General features: G+C 63.8%; 15 protein-coding genes. 8 read left to right on the top strand and 7 right to left on the bottom strand.

Annotation, left to right across the window (positions count from 1 at the left end; all coding sequences use genetic code 11):
- Positions 1–96: 96 nt before the first annotated feature.
- Both NKI61_RS06775 and NKI61_RS06770 read right to left on the bottom strand, forming a co-directional pair.
- Positions 97–828: a DUF72 domain-containing protein gene (locus NKI61_RS06775; RefSeq protein WP_352839058.1), complete on the bottom strand. Its 732-nt coding sequence runs from the start codon at positions 826–828 to the stop codon at positions 97–99.
- 140 nt (positions 829–968) lie between these two features.
- Positions 969–1394, bottom strand: a complete 426-nt coding sequence (locus tag NKI61_RS06770) for a GNAT family N-acetyltransferase (protein ID WP_352839057.1) — start codon at positions 1392–1394, stop codon at positions 969–971.
- Positions 1395–1556: 162 nt separating this feature from the next.
- On the opposite strand from NKI61_RS06770, the gene leuD reads away from it, so the two are divergent.
- The 5 genes from leuD to leuB all read left to right on the top strand — a co-directional run bounded on the left by leuD (position 1557) and on the right by leuB (position 5454).
- Positions 1557–2162 (top strand): 3-isopropylmalate dehydratase small subunit, encoded by a 606-nt coding sequence (leuD, locus tag NKI61_RS06765; protein WP_352839056.1) that lies wholly within the window; start codon positions 1557–1559, stop codon positions 2160–2162.
- Between the two features lie 64 nt (positions 2163–2226).
- Positions 2227–3147, top strand: a complete 921-nt coding sequence (locus NKI61_RS06760; protein WP_352839055.1) for an Ivy family c-type lysozyme inhibitor — start codon at positions 2227–2229, stop codon at positions 3145–3147.
- A 306-nt stretch (positions 3148–3453) separates the two neighbouring features.
- Positions 3454–3837 carry a RidA family protein gene (locus NKI61_RS06755; protein WP_023826853.1) on the top strand — a complete coding sequence of 128 codons (384 nt, stop codon included), beginning with the start codon at positions 3454–3456 and terminating at the stop codon, positions 3835–3837.
- Between the two features lie 13 nt (positions 3838–3850).
- Positions 3851–4201 (top strand): VOC family protein, encoded by a 351-nt coding sequence (locus NKI61_RS06750; RefSeq protein ID WP_352596795.1) that lies wholly within the window; start codon positions 3851–3853, stop codon positions 4199–4201.
- 149 nt (positions 4202–4350) lie between these two features.
- Complete coding sequence (gene leuB / locus NKI61_RS06745; protein WP_023742087.1) at positions 4351–5454, top strand: 3-isopropylmalate dehydrogenase; 1104 nt, start codon at positions 4351–4353, stop codon at positions 5452–5454.
- An 8-nt stretch (positions 5455–5462) separates the two neighbouring features.
- Here leuB and NKI61_RS06740 read toward each other — a convergent pair whose 3' ends face one another.
- From NKI61_RS06740 to NKI61_RS06725, 4 genes are all read right to left on the bottom strand, one after another.
- Positions 5463–5840 carry a MarR family winged helix-turn-helix transcriptional regulator gene (locus tag NKI61_RS06740; RefSeq protein ID WP_023683823.1) on the bottom strand — a complete coding sequence of 126 codons (378 nt, stop codon included), beginning with the start codon at positions 5838–5840 and terminating at the stop codon, positions 5463–5465.
- Positions 5841–5910: 70 nt separating this feature from the next.
- On the bottom strand, positions 5911–6339 hold the full coding sequence (locus NKI61_RS06735) for an SRPBCC family protein (RefSeq protein ID WP_023708789.1): 429 nt from the start codon (positions 6337–6339) through the stop codon (positions 5911–5913).
- A 193-nt stretch (positions 6340–6532) separates the two neighbouring features.
- Positions 6533–7255: a DUF805 domain-containing protein gene (locus NKI61_RS06730; RefSeq protein WP_023730273.1), complete on the bottom strand. Its 723-nt coding sequence runs from the start codon at positions 7253–7255 to the stop codon at positions 6533–6535.
- Between the two features lie 324 nt (positions 7256–7579).
- The gene (locus NKI61_RS06725) at positions 7580–9421 is read right to left on the bottom strand and encodes a DEAD/DEAH box helicase (RefSeq protein WP_023828756.1); all 1842 of its coding nucleotides are present in this window, start codon (positions 9419–9421) and stop codon (positions 7580–7582) included.
- Between the two features lie 423 nt (positions 9422–9844).
- Between NKI61_RS06725 and NKI61_RS06720 the strand changes: the two genes are divergently transcribed.
- Positions 9845–10879 (top strand): aspartate-semialdehyde dehydrogenase, encoded by a 1035-nt coding sequence (locus tag NKI61_RS06720; RefSeq protein WP_023671698.1) that lies wholly within the window; start codon positions 9845–9847, stop codon positions 10877–10879.
- A gap of 180 nt (positions 10880–11059) precedes the next feature.
- Positions 11060–11512, top strand: a complete 453-nt coding sequence (locus tag NKI61_RS06715) for a GNAT family N-acetyltransferase (RefSeq protein ID WP_023742090.1) — start codon at positions 11060–11062, stop codon at positions 11510–11512.
- A gap of 3 nt (positions 11513–11515) precedes the next feature.
- On the opposite strand, the gene NKI61_RS06710 is transcribed toward NKI61_RS06715, so the two are convergent.
- The gene (locus tag NKI61_RS06710; protein ID WP_352514910.1) at positions 11516–11917 is read right to left on the bottom strand and encodes an ACT domain-containing protein; all 402 of its coding nucleotides are present in this window, start codon (positions 11915–11917) and stop codon (positions 11516–11518) included.
- Positions 11918–12273: 356 nt separating this feature from the next.
- Here NKI61_RS06710 and NKI61_RS06705 point away from each other — a divergent pair, with 356 nt between their 5' ends.
- Positions 12274–12684 carry a DoxX family protein gene (locus NKI61_RS06705; RefSeq protein ID WP_352839054.1) on the top strand — a complete coding sequence of 137 codons (411 nt, stop codon included), beginning with the start codon at positions 12274–12276 and terminating at the stop codon, positions 12682–12684.
- Positions 12685–12694: the final 10 nt, after the last annotated feature.

Raw genomic sequence — 12694 nt, 5'->3', positions numbered from 1 at the left:
AACGTCGGCGATTGGCGAAAGCGGTCGCGGCATCTGATCTCCCCCTTGCGGGGGAGATGGCCGGCAGGCCAGAGGGGGGTGCTGTCCCGCGAGAGTCTAAGCAACCATCGCACTGACAGCCATCGCGTTGCCCAGTGCATGCCCGGCAGCCGTGTTGTCGAAAATGCCCCAGACCTCGGCACCGGAAGCGGCCGCTGCTTCCACTTGCCGCGCAAACCGGTCGAGCGTTTCGGCATCGTAACCCGAATGGTAGATGCGCGGCGCGCCGTGCCAGCGGAAATAGGCAAGGCCGGGCGAGCCACCCGGCCCTGCTGCCTCAGGGACCGGGGTCGGGTCAACGGCAACGCGCGTGATCCGGTTGTCAACAAGGAGTGCGTCGGCCTCGGCGCCGAACCAGCTGGGATGGCGCGGCTCGCATGCCAGCCTTGCCAGGCTACGCCTGCCCAACATGTCGAAGAAGCCGCCGGCGACCTCCGGCTCGAAGGGCAGGCTTGGCGGCAGCTGCACCAGAAGCACGCTCAGCTTTTCGCCGAGACCTTCGATCTGCCCGAGAAAGTCCTCTATCAGCCCCTCGCAACCGGCGAGGCGATGCTCATGGGTCATGCTCTTCGGTGCTTTGACCGCGAAACGGAAGTGCTCCGGCACGGCGTGCGCCCAGCGCTCATAGGTCTCGCGGCGGTGCGGTTTGTAGAAGGAGGTGTCGATTTCCACGACCGGAAAGCATTTTGCGTAACGTTCGAGATGCGACCCGGGCTGCGGAAAGTCAGCCTTGTATCGAGACGGAATTCCCCATCCGGCGGTGCCTATCAGAGATCGGCGATTTCCCATGCTGCGGATTTGGACCGGATGAAGCGCGGGTCAAGGGCGACAAGGAGGCGTTGCTCCGCGGGGTCCTGAACACCGTTCCGCATTGCCCGAGAACCTTGCCCGCCGCCCGGTCCCTATCGGCGATTGCTTCTGACGCGACGTCAGCCCTTGCGTGAGAACCAGAACGCGTCGGGCATGCGCTTCATGCCGATACGCTCGTAGAAGCCGACGGCGTCGGGCATCGAGATCAGGCTGATGGCGACCGAAGGCCCAAGCTGCCGGCGGGCCTCGTCCATCAGGCCCTTGCCGATGCCGACGCCTTGCGCCGATTGCGACACGGCGAGCTCTGAGACGTAGCACACCCAGGAAAAATCGGTGATGGCCCTGATAACGCCGATCAGCGGCCTGCCTTCGATGTCGAGCCGCGCCGTGAGCACCAGGTTCGCGCCTGAAAGCATCGCTTGCAGCCGGGCGTCGTCATCGACGGGGCGTGTTTCGCCGAGCGTGGATTCGACCAGCACGCGGCGGAATTCAGCGACGTCGAGCTCAGGCTCACTGGCATAGATAATATTCGATTGTGTGGTCATGGGCGCAAGGTGCACCAGCGGCGGCCGGCTTTAAAGACGTTTGCCGCCGATCTTTCGATCGGGCCGCGCACCAACAGTTGCCTTTTATTTGCCGGCGGCTTTGTGTAAACCGGGCGCAGCAAACCCTGACGCAACGAATTCGATCAAGAACGGGCAAAAGCCATGGAAAAATTCACCAAGCTCACCGGCGTCGCCGCACCGATGCCGATCGTCAATGTCGACACCGACATGATCATCCCCAAGGATTATCTCAAGACGATCAAGCGCACCGGGCTCGGCAGCGGCCTGTTCGCCGAAATGCGCTACAAGGACGATGGCTCGGAAAACCCCGACTTCGTGCTCAACAAGCCAGCCTACCGCAAGGCGCAGATCCTGGTCGCCGGCGACAATTTCGGCTGCGGTTCGAGCCGCGAACACGCGCCGTGGGCGCTGCTCGATTTCGGCATTCGCTGCGTCATCTCGACGTCGTTCGCCGACATTTTCTACAACAACTGCTTCAAGAACGGAATCCTGCCGATCACCGTCAGCCACGAAGACCTGGAGAAGCTGATGGACGACGCCTCGCGCGGCTCCAATGCGACGGTGTCGGTCGACCTCGAGGCCAAGGAAATCCGCGGCCCCGACGGCGGCGTGGTCACCTTCGACCTCGACGACTTCAAGCGCCACTGCCTGCTGAACGGTCTCGACGATATCGGCCTGACCATGGAGAAGGCCGGCGCCATCGCCTCGTTCGAGAAGAAGAACGCTGCCGAGCGTCCTTGGGCCTGAGTGGTAGGAGATGGCCCGGCCGCCACAAAGCCGGGTTCGTGGCGGCTGAACGGAGGGGACAGTCATGACACGTTTTCTTCTTGCCGGCGCCTGCGCGCTGGCGTGGATGCTGATGCCGGTGGCCGGCGCGCAAGCACAGACCGACAAGATACTCGTGCCGGCAGAAGATCCGTCCGCCGATCCGGGCGCGTCGAACAATGCGGCCCTGGCGGACGATGACAGCCAGGGGCCGGTCCCGTTCGAGGGCGGGCAGCTGACCATCACCCAGCCGGAGCAGGATGGCGAGAAGGTGCTGGCCTATGACGGCAAGCAGCTGGCCAGCAATTATGACGTGTTCTTCGACAGAACAGTCAAGGTCGGCGGCGTCGACGTGGCGCTGGTCGATGTCGGCGACGGCGGCAACCAGTGCGGCCCGGCCAAGGTCATCGTCTGGAAGCCGGAAGGCGGCGAGATACAAAGCCTCAAGGTCGAACAGGACGAATGCGGGGCGCCGCCGGCGGCGGTGGCCGACAACGCCATCTATTTCGTGCCGTATCTGTTGCCGGGCGATACGAAGCAAGCGCTGCAATGGTCGCCCAGCGACGGGCTGACGATCTCGGGCGACCTGACCTACGCGCCGGAGCCGGGTACGGACTGGAAGGACGTCGATCCGGCCAAATACCAGAACATCATCGACGCCTTCCACAATGAGGCCGTCTACAAAGCGGCGCAGACGCTGCTCGGCGACACCATGCCCGACATGGCAACCAGCCTGCTGGTCGGCGGCGGCACCGAAAAGATGGCGTCGGGCGCCTTCTACGCCACCGGCTGCGTGCCGCACGCATGCGGCAGCAATGACGGTTTCATGGCGGTCGACCCGGCCAAGCACACGCTCTACTTCGCCCGCCGCGGCGACAATGGCGAGCCGCAGGCCTGGCCGCCGGTGGCGGACTGGCCGGCGGATGTGAAGGAAGCAATGGACAAGGCGCAGGAGTCGGGGAATTAGGGTTTGCGGCAGCGCGGCGAACACTCGGTGTTCATGCTTGTTCCGTCGCGATCCGTCACACCCCCTCTGCCCTGCCGGGCATCTCCCGCTCAAGGGGGGAGATCAGACGTCACTCTGGCTTTCGCCAATCGCAAATGTGGAAAGCGAGAAAGGCGTCCGAACTGCTAATCTCCCCCCTTGAGGGGGAGATGGCCGGCAGGCCAGAGGGGGGTGCTGTCCCGCCGACGACCAAGATTTGCACCTGACTTGGCCCATGGCCGGCCGGCCCTTTCCCTGCAAAAGTGTCCGAAACCACAGCGAGGCTCCATGCGCACACTCATCTCCACCGGTTCGCCCTTCGAAAAAACCGCCGGCTATTCGCGCGCGGTGGTGCAGGGCGACTGGTGCTTCGTGTCGGGAACGACCGGCTACGACTATGCGACGATGACCATGCCGGAAACGGTGGAGGCGCAGACGCGCAATTGCCTGGCGACCATCGCCGAGGCGCTGAGGGATGGCGGCTTCGACATGGCCGATGTGGTGCGGGCGCATTACTACATCACCGACCAGGCCATCGCGGACGTCGTCTTCCCCATCCTCGGCGAGGCTTTCGGCGAGATCAGGCCGGCGGCGACGATGATCGTGTGCCAGCTCAACAAGCCGGAAATGAAGATCGAGATCGAAGTCACGGCGCTGCGGCGCACGGCTTGAGGAGGCCAAAGCCATGACGGTCCGGCGCATCGTAGCCAATATCGGGACGCAGGACGCGGCGGCGGCGAAACGCTTCTATCAGGACGTGCTTGGCCTCGATGTGCTGATGGATCAGGGCTGGATCGTCACCTACGGGTCCGACGAACGGATGCAGGTGCAGATCAGCTTCATGGCCCAGGGCGGCTCCGGCACGCCGGTGCCGGACCTCTCCATCGAGGTCGACGATGTCGATGCGGCGCTGCAAGGCATGAAGGCCGCCGGCTTTGCCGTCGAATACGGTCCGGCCGACGAGCCGTGGGGCGTACGGCGGTTTTATCTGCGCGATCCGTTCGGCCGGTTGGTGAATATTTTGTCGCATAAGTGATTTGTTCCTCTCCCCCTCCTCTGTCGAGGGCGAGGAACCCACGTTCTGAGAGGCGGGCGCCGTCGTAGCGTTCTTCATCCCCTTGCGCCGCAAGCTCTTGGCGTTTAGCAAGGCCGCGGTTTCTCCAAACAGTGTTGGGACGGTTCTCCATGGCTTCGAAAAATCTTCTCCTGCTCGCCGGCGACGGCATCGGCCCCGAGGCGATGGCCGAGGTGAAGAAGCTGATCGCAGCCATGAACGTCAAGCTCGGCAGTGATTTCGTCACCGATGAGGGTCTGGTCGGCGGCTGCGCCTACGATGCGCATGGCGCGGCGATTTCGGATGCCGACATGGCAAAGGCGATGGCTGCGGACGCCGTGCTGTTCGGCGCCGTCGGCGGGCCGAAATGGGACAAGGTGCCTTACGAGGTGCGTCCCGAGGCCGGGTTGCTACGGCTGCGCAAGGATATGGAGCTGTTCGCCAATCTCCGGCCCGCCATCTGCTATCCGGCGCTGGCCGCGTCGTCCTCGCTGAAGCAGGAAGTCGTCGAGGGCCTCGACATATTGATCGTGCGCGAGCTTACCGGCGGCGTCTATTTCGGCGAGCCGAAGCAGATCATCGATCTCGGCAACGGCCAGAAGCGCGGCATCGACACGCAGGTCTACGACACGTTCGAGATCGAGCGCATTTCCGGCGTCGCCTTCGAGCTGGCGCGCACGCGCAAGAACCACGTGACATCGATGGAAAAGCGCAACGTCATGAAATCCGGGGTGCTGTGGAACGAGGTTGTCACCCAGACCCAGAAGACTCGCTATGCCGACGTCAAGCTCGACCACATGCTGGCCGATGCCGGCGGCATGCAGCTGGTGCGCTGGCCAAAGCAGTTCGACGTCATCGTCACCGACAATCTGTTCGGCGACATGCTGTCCGACATCGCCGCCATGCTGACCGGATCGATCGGCATGCTGCCGTCGGCCTCGCTCGGCGCGCCCGATGTGAAGACCAGGAAGCGCAAGGCGCTGTACGAGCCGGTGCATGGCTCGGCGCCCGACATTGCCGGACAGGGCATCGCCAACCCGATCGCCATGATCGCGTCGTTTGCCATGTGCATGCGATATTCCTTCGGCATGGTCGATGAGGCCGACAAGCTCGAAGGCGCAATAGCCGCCGTGCTCGACGACGGGCTCCGGACGAAGGATATTTTGTCCGAGGGCATGACCGAAGTCGGCACTGTCGCAATGGGCGATGCCATCATCGCCAAGTTCCTGGCTTAGCGGCCGACTCAGCGGATCTCGCCGGCCAGCCGTTTCAGCAGGCCGACGAGTTGCGCCTCATCCACGGTTGAGAAAAAAGCAGCGTCGGCGGCTTCGACGGCGACGATAGCGCGCTGGACTGCGGCCGTCCCCGTCGTGGAGACGCGGATCACCTTGGCGCGGGAATCCCGCGGGTCGGTGTCCCGCACAATCAGTCCCTTTGCCTCAAGCCGGGCGACGACGTCCGACGTCATCTTCACCTCGGTGCCGGCCTGCGCGGCGAGTTGGACCTGGTTGGGCGGCTCGCCATATCGGCCGAGCCACATCGCCGAAGCCAGCAGCACGAACTGGACATGGGTAAGGTCAAGCGGGGCCAGCGCCGCCGTCATGACGCGCTGCCAGCGCATGGTGGTTCGCCAGAGCAGCAAGCCGGGGCTCTCGGATGGTCCGCTGAAGCGCGTGTTCAGATCCCCTTGATCAGCCACCGTTCGCCAACACCATTGCCTGCTCGAACAGTTTAGCCATCGAAGTGTCGAAATCGCCGCTGATCTGCGGCCCGAGCTCTGGTCCGACCTCGGCGGCCGATGGGCCGGAAATCTCGAGGCGATGAGTCACTTGAGTGCCACCCTCGACCGGCGTCAGCGTATGCCTGAACAGCAGTTTCGTGTCGCCGAACGAGGTCTCGTCGGCATAGGTTACAGCGTCGACGAGGTCGACGATCGTCGATTCGAAGGTGTCCTGCCCGACGGGCGTTACAGAGACGCGGGTGCCCTTGGCGAACGGGCCGTGCAGCACGAAGGTATCGGAGCCTTCGTAGGTGAGGCGGCCTTCGTGCAGCGCCTTGAGCGCGTTCCAGATGGCCTGCGCCGAAAGGGGGGAAATTGCGGTGTACTCGTTGGTCCACATTTGTCTTGGCTCCATCATCCGTTTTCGATCGTCGATTTGATGATTGCACAGATTGTCTGTGCACAGACTAAATGGCAAGAGAAATATTTCGTTCGTTCGGTCAAAACAGCAGCTGCCTTCCCGGCTGCGACCTAAGCCATTGTTATAGCACGGCTGTCCGCAAACAGCCGGCTGCTCATTTCTTGGTGCGGGTCTAGGCTCCGCCTCCTCTAGGCACCGGCCCCCACTGGTTTTCGTGGGCCTGGGTCGGGATCAATCCGAGTATCAGCGCGAGGATCAGCGTAGCCGGAGCGAACATGAAGGTGATTGCGAAGTAAGGTATTGCCAGCCAGCCGGTCAGGCCGATGTCGTGCAAGCGGCGCACGACGAGCCCGACCCAGGGCAGGAACGTCGCTAGCCAAAACAGCCCCCAGACGCCGATCATCACAATCGGCCAGTTGCCGGCATCGAAATTGCCGACGGCCTGGTCGGCGAGGGCGCCGGCAATTCCGACCAGGATGAAGCTGACGGTCCAGAACAGGCAGTAGCCCCAGAATTCCTTGCGGCGGGCGCGTTCGGCGAAGTTGATGTAGTTGCGCGTCACGCCTCGCCAGAAATAACCCGGCAGTCCGCTATCGCGAACCGCGCCGTCTTCCGCCAGGCGGCCGAAATGCTGTGGGGCGGCTGAAGCGGCAGCCGCCTTGGGCGGCGCGGCGCTTGCCGCTGGCGCAGCGGTGGCGGGACTGGCGGGCTGGGCGCGGATTGAAAAAACGTCGCGCGCCTGACCGCTTGCCGGCAGAAACTCGACCACAGCGCCGTTCGCGATCACGGTATCACGGCGCAGATCCTCGCGCGCGAAGGTGTAGCGGTTGCCGTCCGCCCCGGTGATGAAGCCGAAACCCTGGGCCTCGTCATAGTGAAGAACTTCGCCGCGCATTTAGCCTCGCCCCCGTGCAGGCACAGACTGTTCAAAGTTGCGGCGGACTGCAAGGGGGTGGACGAAATGGAGGGCGAACGGTTCAGGCATGAGTTGCTTTATTTTCCGGTGCGTTGGCGCTGCCCCTCACCTGCCTGCCGGCATCCTCTCCCCGTATAGTGGCGGGGAGAGGGGTCGCTGTTATCGACGATTCCGCCAATCGCCAACGTTGCAAGAGAGCGCCAAGGCTGCGGTCAGCCCTTTCTCCCCGTCACTATTCGGGGAGAAACGCCCGGCAGGGCAATGAGGGGCAGCGCCTACATCTGTAATTGGCCGATAAGAGCCTCAAACCGGCCGCTTCTTCGGTTTCTTGTTCTTCGGCGGTCCAGCCTTGTCGAATTTCGGTTTCCCGGCCCAAGGCTTTGCATCGCCGGGGGGCCGTTCCCGCTTCTCGAATTTCGGCTTGTGTGCGCTTTGCGGCGCCTCGAACGGGCGCTTGCCGCGATGCGGCTTCTTGTCGGGCTTCGGCGCCTGGTAGCCGGCCCGCGACAGGTCGGGCGTGCCGTCCAGGCGCTTCACCGCAATGTTGCCCTGCAATTTCTTGTCGGGGCCGACGGCGGCGAGGAAGCGATCGGCCCAGTCGGCCGCGATCTGCACGTAGGTCTCATCCTGCTGCATCTTGATGGAGCCGATCTCGCGCTTGGAGATGTTGCCGGTGCGGCACAGCATCGGGATCAGCCAGCGCGGCTCGGCATTTTGCTTGCGCCCGATCGACAGCGAGAACCAGACACTGTCGCCGAAGTCGTCGCGCCGGCTTGGCGCTTCATCGCGGCGCTCGAATTTTTCGCCCGCCGGTTTGTCACGCGAAGGCGTGAACGGTGCGACATCCGTAAGCTCCTCGGGCGCCGAGCGGCTGGCGCGGCATTGGCGCACGAAGGCGGCCGCAATCTGTTCGGCGCCATGCCTGGCCAGAAGCGTGTCGACGAAACCGCGCTCGTCCTCGGCTACCGGCTCGTCGAAGACTGGATCGGCAAGGATGCGCTCGTCATCGCGCTTGATCACGTCGTCGGCCGAGGGCGGGCTCGCCCATGTCGCCTTCAGCCCTGCATTCTGCAGCAGGCGCTCGGTGCGCTTGCGGGCGCCGTTGGGCACGATCAGCGCGCTGACACCCTTGCGGCCGGCGCGGCCGGTACGGCCGCTGCGATGCAGCAGCGTTTCGGGATTGGTCGGCAGATCGGCATGGATGACCAGTTCGAGATTGGGCAGGTCGATGCCGCGCGCGGCGACATCCGTGGCGATGCAGACTTTGGCGCGTCCGTCGCGCATCGCCTGCAGCGCGTGGGTGCGTTCGTTCTGGCTGAGCTCGCCCGACAGTGCGACGACGGAAAAATTGCGGTTGTTGAAGCGTGCCGTCAGATGATTGACGGCGGCGCGGGTGTTGCAGAACACCAGCGCGTTCTTCGCCTCGTAAAAGCGCAGCACGTTGATGATGGCGTTCTCGCGGTCGGGATAGGCGACATTCAGCGCCCGGTATTCGATATCGAGATGCTGCTTTTCCTCGCCGCCGGCCGAGATGCGTACGGCGTCGCGCTGATAGCCTTGCGCCAGCGTGGCGATCGAGCGCGGCACGGTGGCCGAAAACATCAGCGTGCGGCGCTGAGCCGGTGCGGCATCGAGGATGAATTCGAGGTCCTCGCGAAAGCCGAGGTCGAGCATCTCGTCGGCCTCGTCCAGCACCACGGCTTTCAGCGCCGACATGTCGAGGGAGTTGCGGGTGATGTGGTCGCGCAGGCGGCCGGGCGTGCCGACGACGATGTGGGCGCCGCGCTCCAGCACGCGCCGTTCGGAGCGCATGTCCATGCCGCCGACGCAGGACGCGACGGTGGCGCCGGTCGGCGCGTAGAGCCATTGCAATTCGCGCATCACCTGCAAAGCGAGCTCGCGCGTCGGCGCCACGGCCAGCGCCAGCGGTGCGCCAGCCTGGTCAAAACGTTCGGCGCTTCCAAGAAGGGTCGGCGCCAAAGCGAGGCCGAAGGCGACGGTCTTGCCTGAGCCGGTCTGCGCCGACACCAGAGCGTCGGACTCGCCGAGCTCCAGCACGGCCTTCTGCACTGGCGTCAGCTCGGTATAGCCGCGTTTTTCCAGCGCTTCTGCCAGCGCAGGAACAATAGCTTCGAAATTGGACATCTCACTCTTTCGGAATTCAGGGTCTGGGCTCATCATGGAGCACATGCCGGGGCTGACGCACGCCAGCCAAACACTATTTGGGCGTTCGTACTTCTTGCGGCCGCTATTGTACAGGGCAGGCGTGTGCCTGGCCGCAATTGACTCCTGACGCAAACCGCGTAAAAGCCGGCATCGAACGGGATCATTTTCGATGCGCGGCCTTCTGATGGCTCTTCTTGCATTCGACTTCCCCGGCCACAATCATGGGGCCGGGCGCGTTGGCGCGTCTTACCGTTCCAGCAAAACTATGGCCAAAACCACCACCAAAACGGTGTGATTCCCTTGGCCTAACCACCCTCTCCCGGGTCCGGCCCGGGGGACGAAACCCGCATTGGCCGGCGGGTTTTCTCCAAAAACCAAGCGGAGAGGGACAGGAGATTTCTGATGAGTTTCAAGGTTGCGGTAGTCGGCGCCACGGGCAATGTGGGTCGCGAAATGCTCAACATACTGGAAGAGCGCGGCTTTCCGGTAAGCGAAGTCGTGGCGCTGGCCTCGCGGCGCAGCCAGGGCACCGAAGTGTCGTTCGGCGACCGTTCGCTGAAGGTCAAGACGCTCGACCAGTATGATTTTTCCGACACCGACATCTGCATCATGTCGGCCGGCGGCAACGTCTCGAAGGAGTGGTCGCCGAAGATCGGCAAGCAGGGCTGCGTCGTCATCGATAACTCGTCGGCCTTCCGCTATGATCAGGACGTGCCGCTGATCGTGCCGGAAGTGAACCCGGATGCGATCTCGCTGTTCACCCGCAAGAACATCATCGCCAATCCGAACTGCTCGACGGCGCAGCTGGTCGTGGCGCTGAAGCCGCTGCACGATGTTGCCACCATCAAGCGCGTCGTCGTCGCCACCTATCAATCGGTATCCGGCGCCGGCAAGGAAGGCATGGACGAACTCTTTACACAAACCCGCGCGGTGTTCGTCGCCGATGGCGTCGAGGTCAAGAAGTTCACCAAGCGCATCGCCTTCAACGTCATTCCGCACATCGACGTCTTCCTCGACGACGGCTCGACCAAGGAAGAGTGGAAGATGGTCGCCGAGACCAAGAAGATGCTCGACCCCAAGATCAAGCTGACGGCGACCTGTGTGCGCGTGCCGGTGTTCATCGGCCATTCCGAAGCCGTCAACATCGAGTTCGAAAAGCCGATCACCGCCGACGAGGCGCGCGATATCCTGCGCGAAGCGCCAGGCTGCCAGGTCTTGGACAAGCGCGAGGATGGCGGCTACATCACGCCGCTGGAATCGGCCGGCGAGGACGCCACCTTCATCTCGCGCATCCGCGAGGATTCGACCATCGACAACGGCCTGTCGATGTGGATCGTCTCCGACAATCTGCGCAAGGGCGCGGCGCTGAACGCGGTGCAGATCGCCGAGCTGCTGGTCGAGCGCGGCCTGATCCAGCCGAAGAAGAAGGCGGCATAGTTTATTCGCTCACGGGCCGTATCGCCGCTGCCGCGGCGGGCCCCCCGCGGGGGCGCCGGAAAGCCGGCGGCCCGCAGTCGCGGGCTCGGCCTTCGGCCGAAGCCTTCCTTCTCCCCGTTCACGGGGAGAAGGTCCCGGCAGGGGGATGAGGGCAGCGCTGACCTCTGTTGAGAAAAGCCTTTGAACGATCCCACCAAAATCGTGCTGCGCCCCGCCACGGCTTTGGATGCCGCGACCATCGCCATTGTCATGCGGGCCGCACTTGGTTCGTTCTCCTGGATGCCGGTCATCCACACGCCGGATGAGGATCTTGCCTTCATCCGCGAGATCGTGCTGTCCCGGCAGCAGGTGACGGTCGCCGAGGCCGGCACCGGCATTGTCGGCTTCATTGCCCTGAGCGGCGATTGGGTGGAACAGCTCTATCTCGACCCCGCCTGGACGGGGCAAGGCATCGGCAGCCGGCTGCTGGTGCAAGCGACCGCCGCGCTACGGATCGTCAAACTGCATTGCTTCCAGGCCAACACCGGCGCGCGTCGCTTCTACGAGCGCCATGGCTTTCGCCCCGAGGTGTTCGGCGAGGGCACCACCAACGAAGAAGGCCTGCCGGATATCCTCTACGTGCGTCGCGCTTGATACTCAGCCGGCGCTATCCTTGGCCAGTTGGCGCAATAACTCCATCGCTTCCTCGGCCCGCTCAGCGGGCACGAACAGATGGTCATGATAGAAAGCAGAGACCGGATTGACGCCCATGCCGGCGGCGGCCAGCCGGGCGGTGATGGCGGCGAGGAAGCCGACGGCTTCCAGCGAGGAGTGGACGTTCAGGGTGATCATGCGGCAGCGGAAGGCGGACTGCAGCCCGGCGGCCTGGTCTTCGGGCAAGATCAGCGTCGTGCCCTCCTTCTCGCGAAACAGCATCACCGGATTGAGCGTCTCGGGAACCGGTGCACCGGGGACCAGGGTGGCGAAGACATGGACGCCGGGAAGCAGTTCCGGCGTCATCGCCGCCAGCAGCTTTTTCAGATCAGTCTCGCCAGCCATTCGCTCGTCTCTCGCCCAGCCCTATCAATAGCCGTGACTGGTGGATGTCGATAGTCCGTCAAGGTGGAGGGACAGCGCCCCCTCTGCCCTGCCGGGCATCTCCCCCGCAAGCAGGGAGATCGGCGGTTTCGATGCTCCGCTCATTCATGGAGCATTGCCGAAGCGGTCGAGCGTGTAATCTCCCCCCTTGCGGGGGAGATGGCCGGCAGGCCAGAGGGGGGTGTGAAGGATCGCCACGCAGCGGCTTTTGCTTGCTGCTATCCAAAAAGAATCCGCACCCTGTAGGATCGCCGCCCCATCGCTCGTCCTTGGTCCGAAGCCGGCAAACGGCTCGAACCGCTTAGGAGGGAACACCCGTGAGTATTTCTCAAACCATGCCCGTCTCATCGGGCGCCCTGTGGACCGGCCGCGTGCTCAGCGGCCTCATCATCCTGTTCATGATCTTCGACGGGGTCATCAAGCTGCCGCCGCTCGATGTCGTCACCCAGACCATGGTGCCGCTCGGCTGGCCGGCCGATGTCAATGTTGCGCGCACGCTCGGCATTATCGGGCTGATCTCGACCGCGCTCTATGCGCTGCCCCGCACCTCGGTGCTCGGCGCCATCCTGCTCACCGGCTATCTCGGCGGCGCCATCGCCACAAACATGCGCGTCGGCAGCCCGTTGTTTTCGCACACGCTGTTTAGCGTCTATCTCGGCATCATCCTGTGGGGCGGTCTCTATCTGCGCGACCCAAGCGTGTGCGCCCTGATCCCGTTCAGCCGTTAAGCGAGGAGAA

The organism is Mesorhizobium sp. M0514 (assembly GCF_040321145.1).
Taxonomy (GTDB): Bacteria; Pseudomonadota; Alphaproteobacteria; order Rhizobiales; family Rhizobiaceae; genus Mesorhizobium.
The sequence above is the reverse complement of the archived record's forward strand: the minus strand, read 5'-3'. Positions and strand labels throughout refer to the sequence as shown.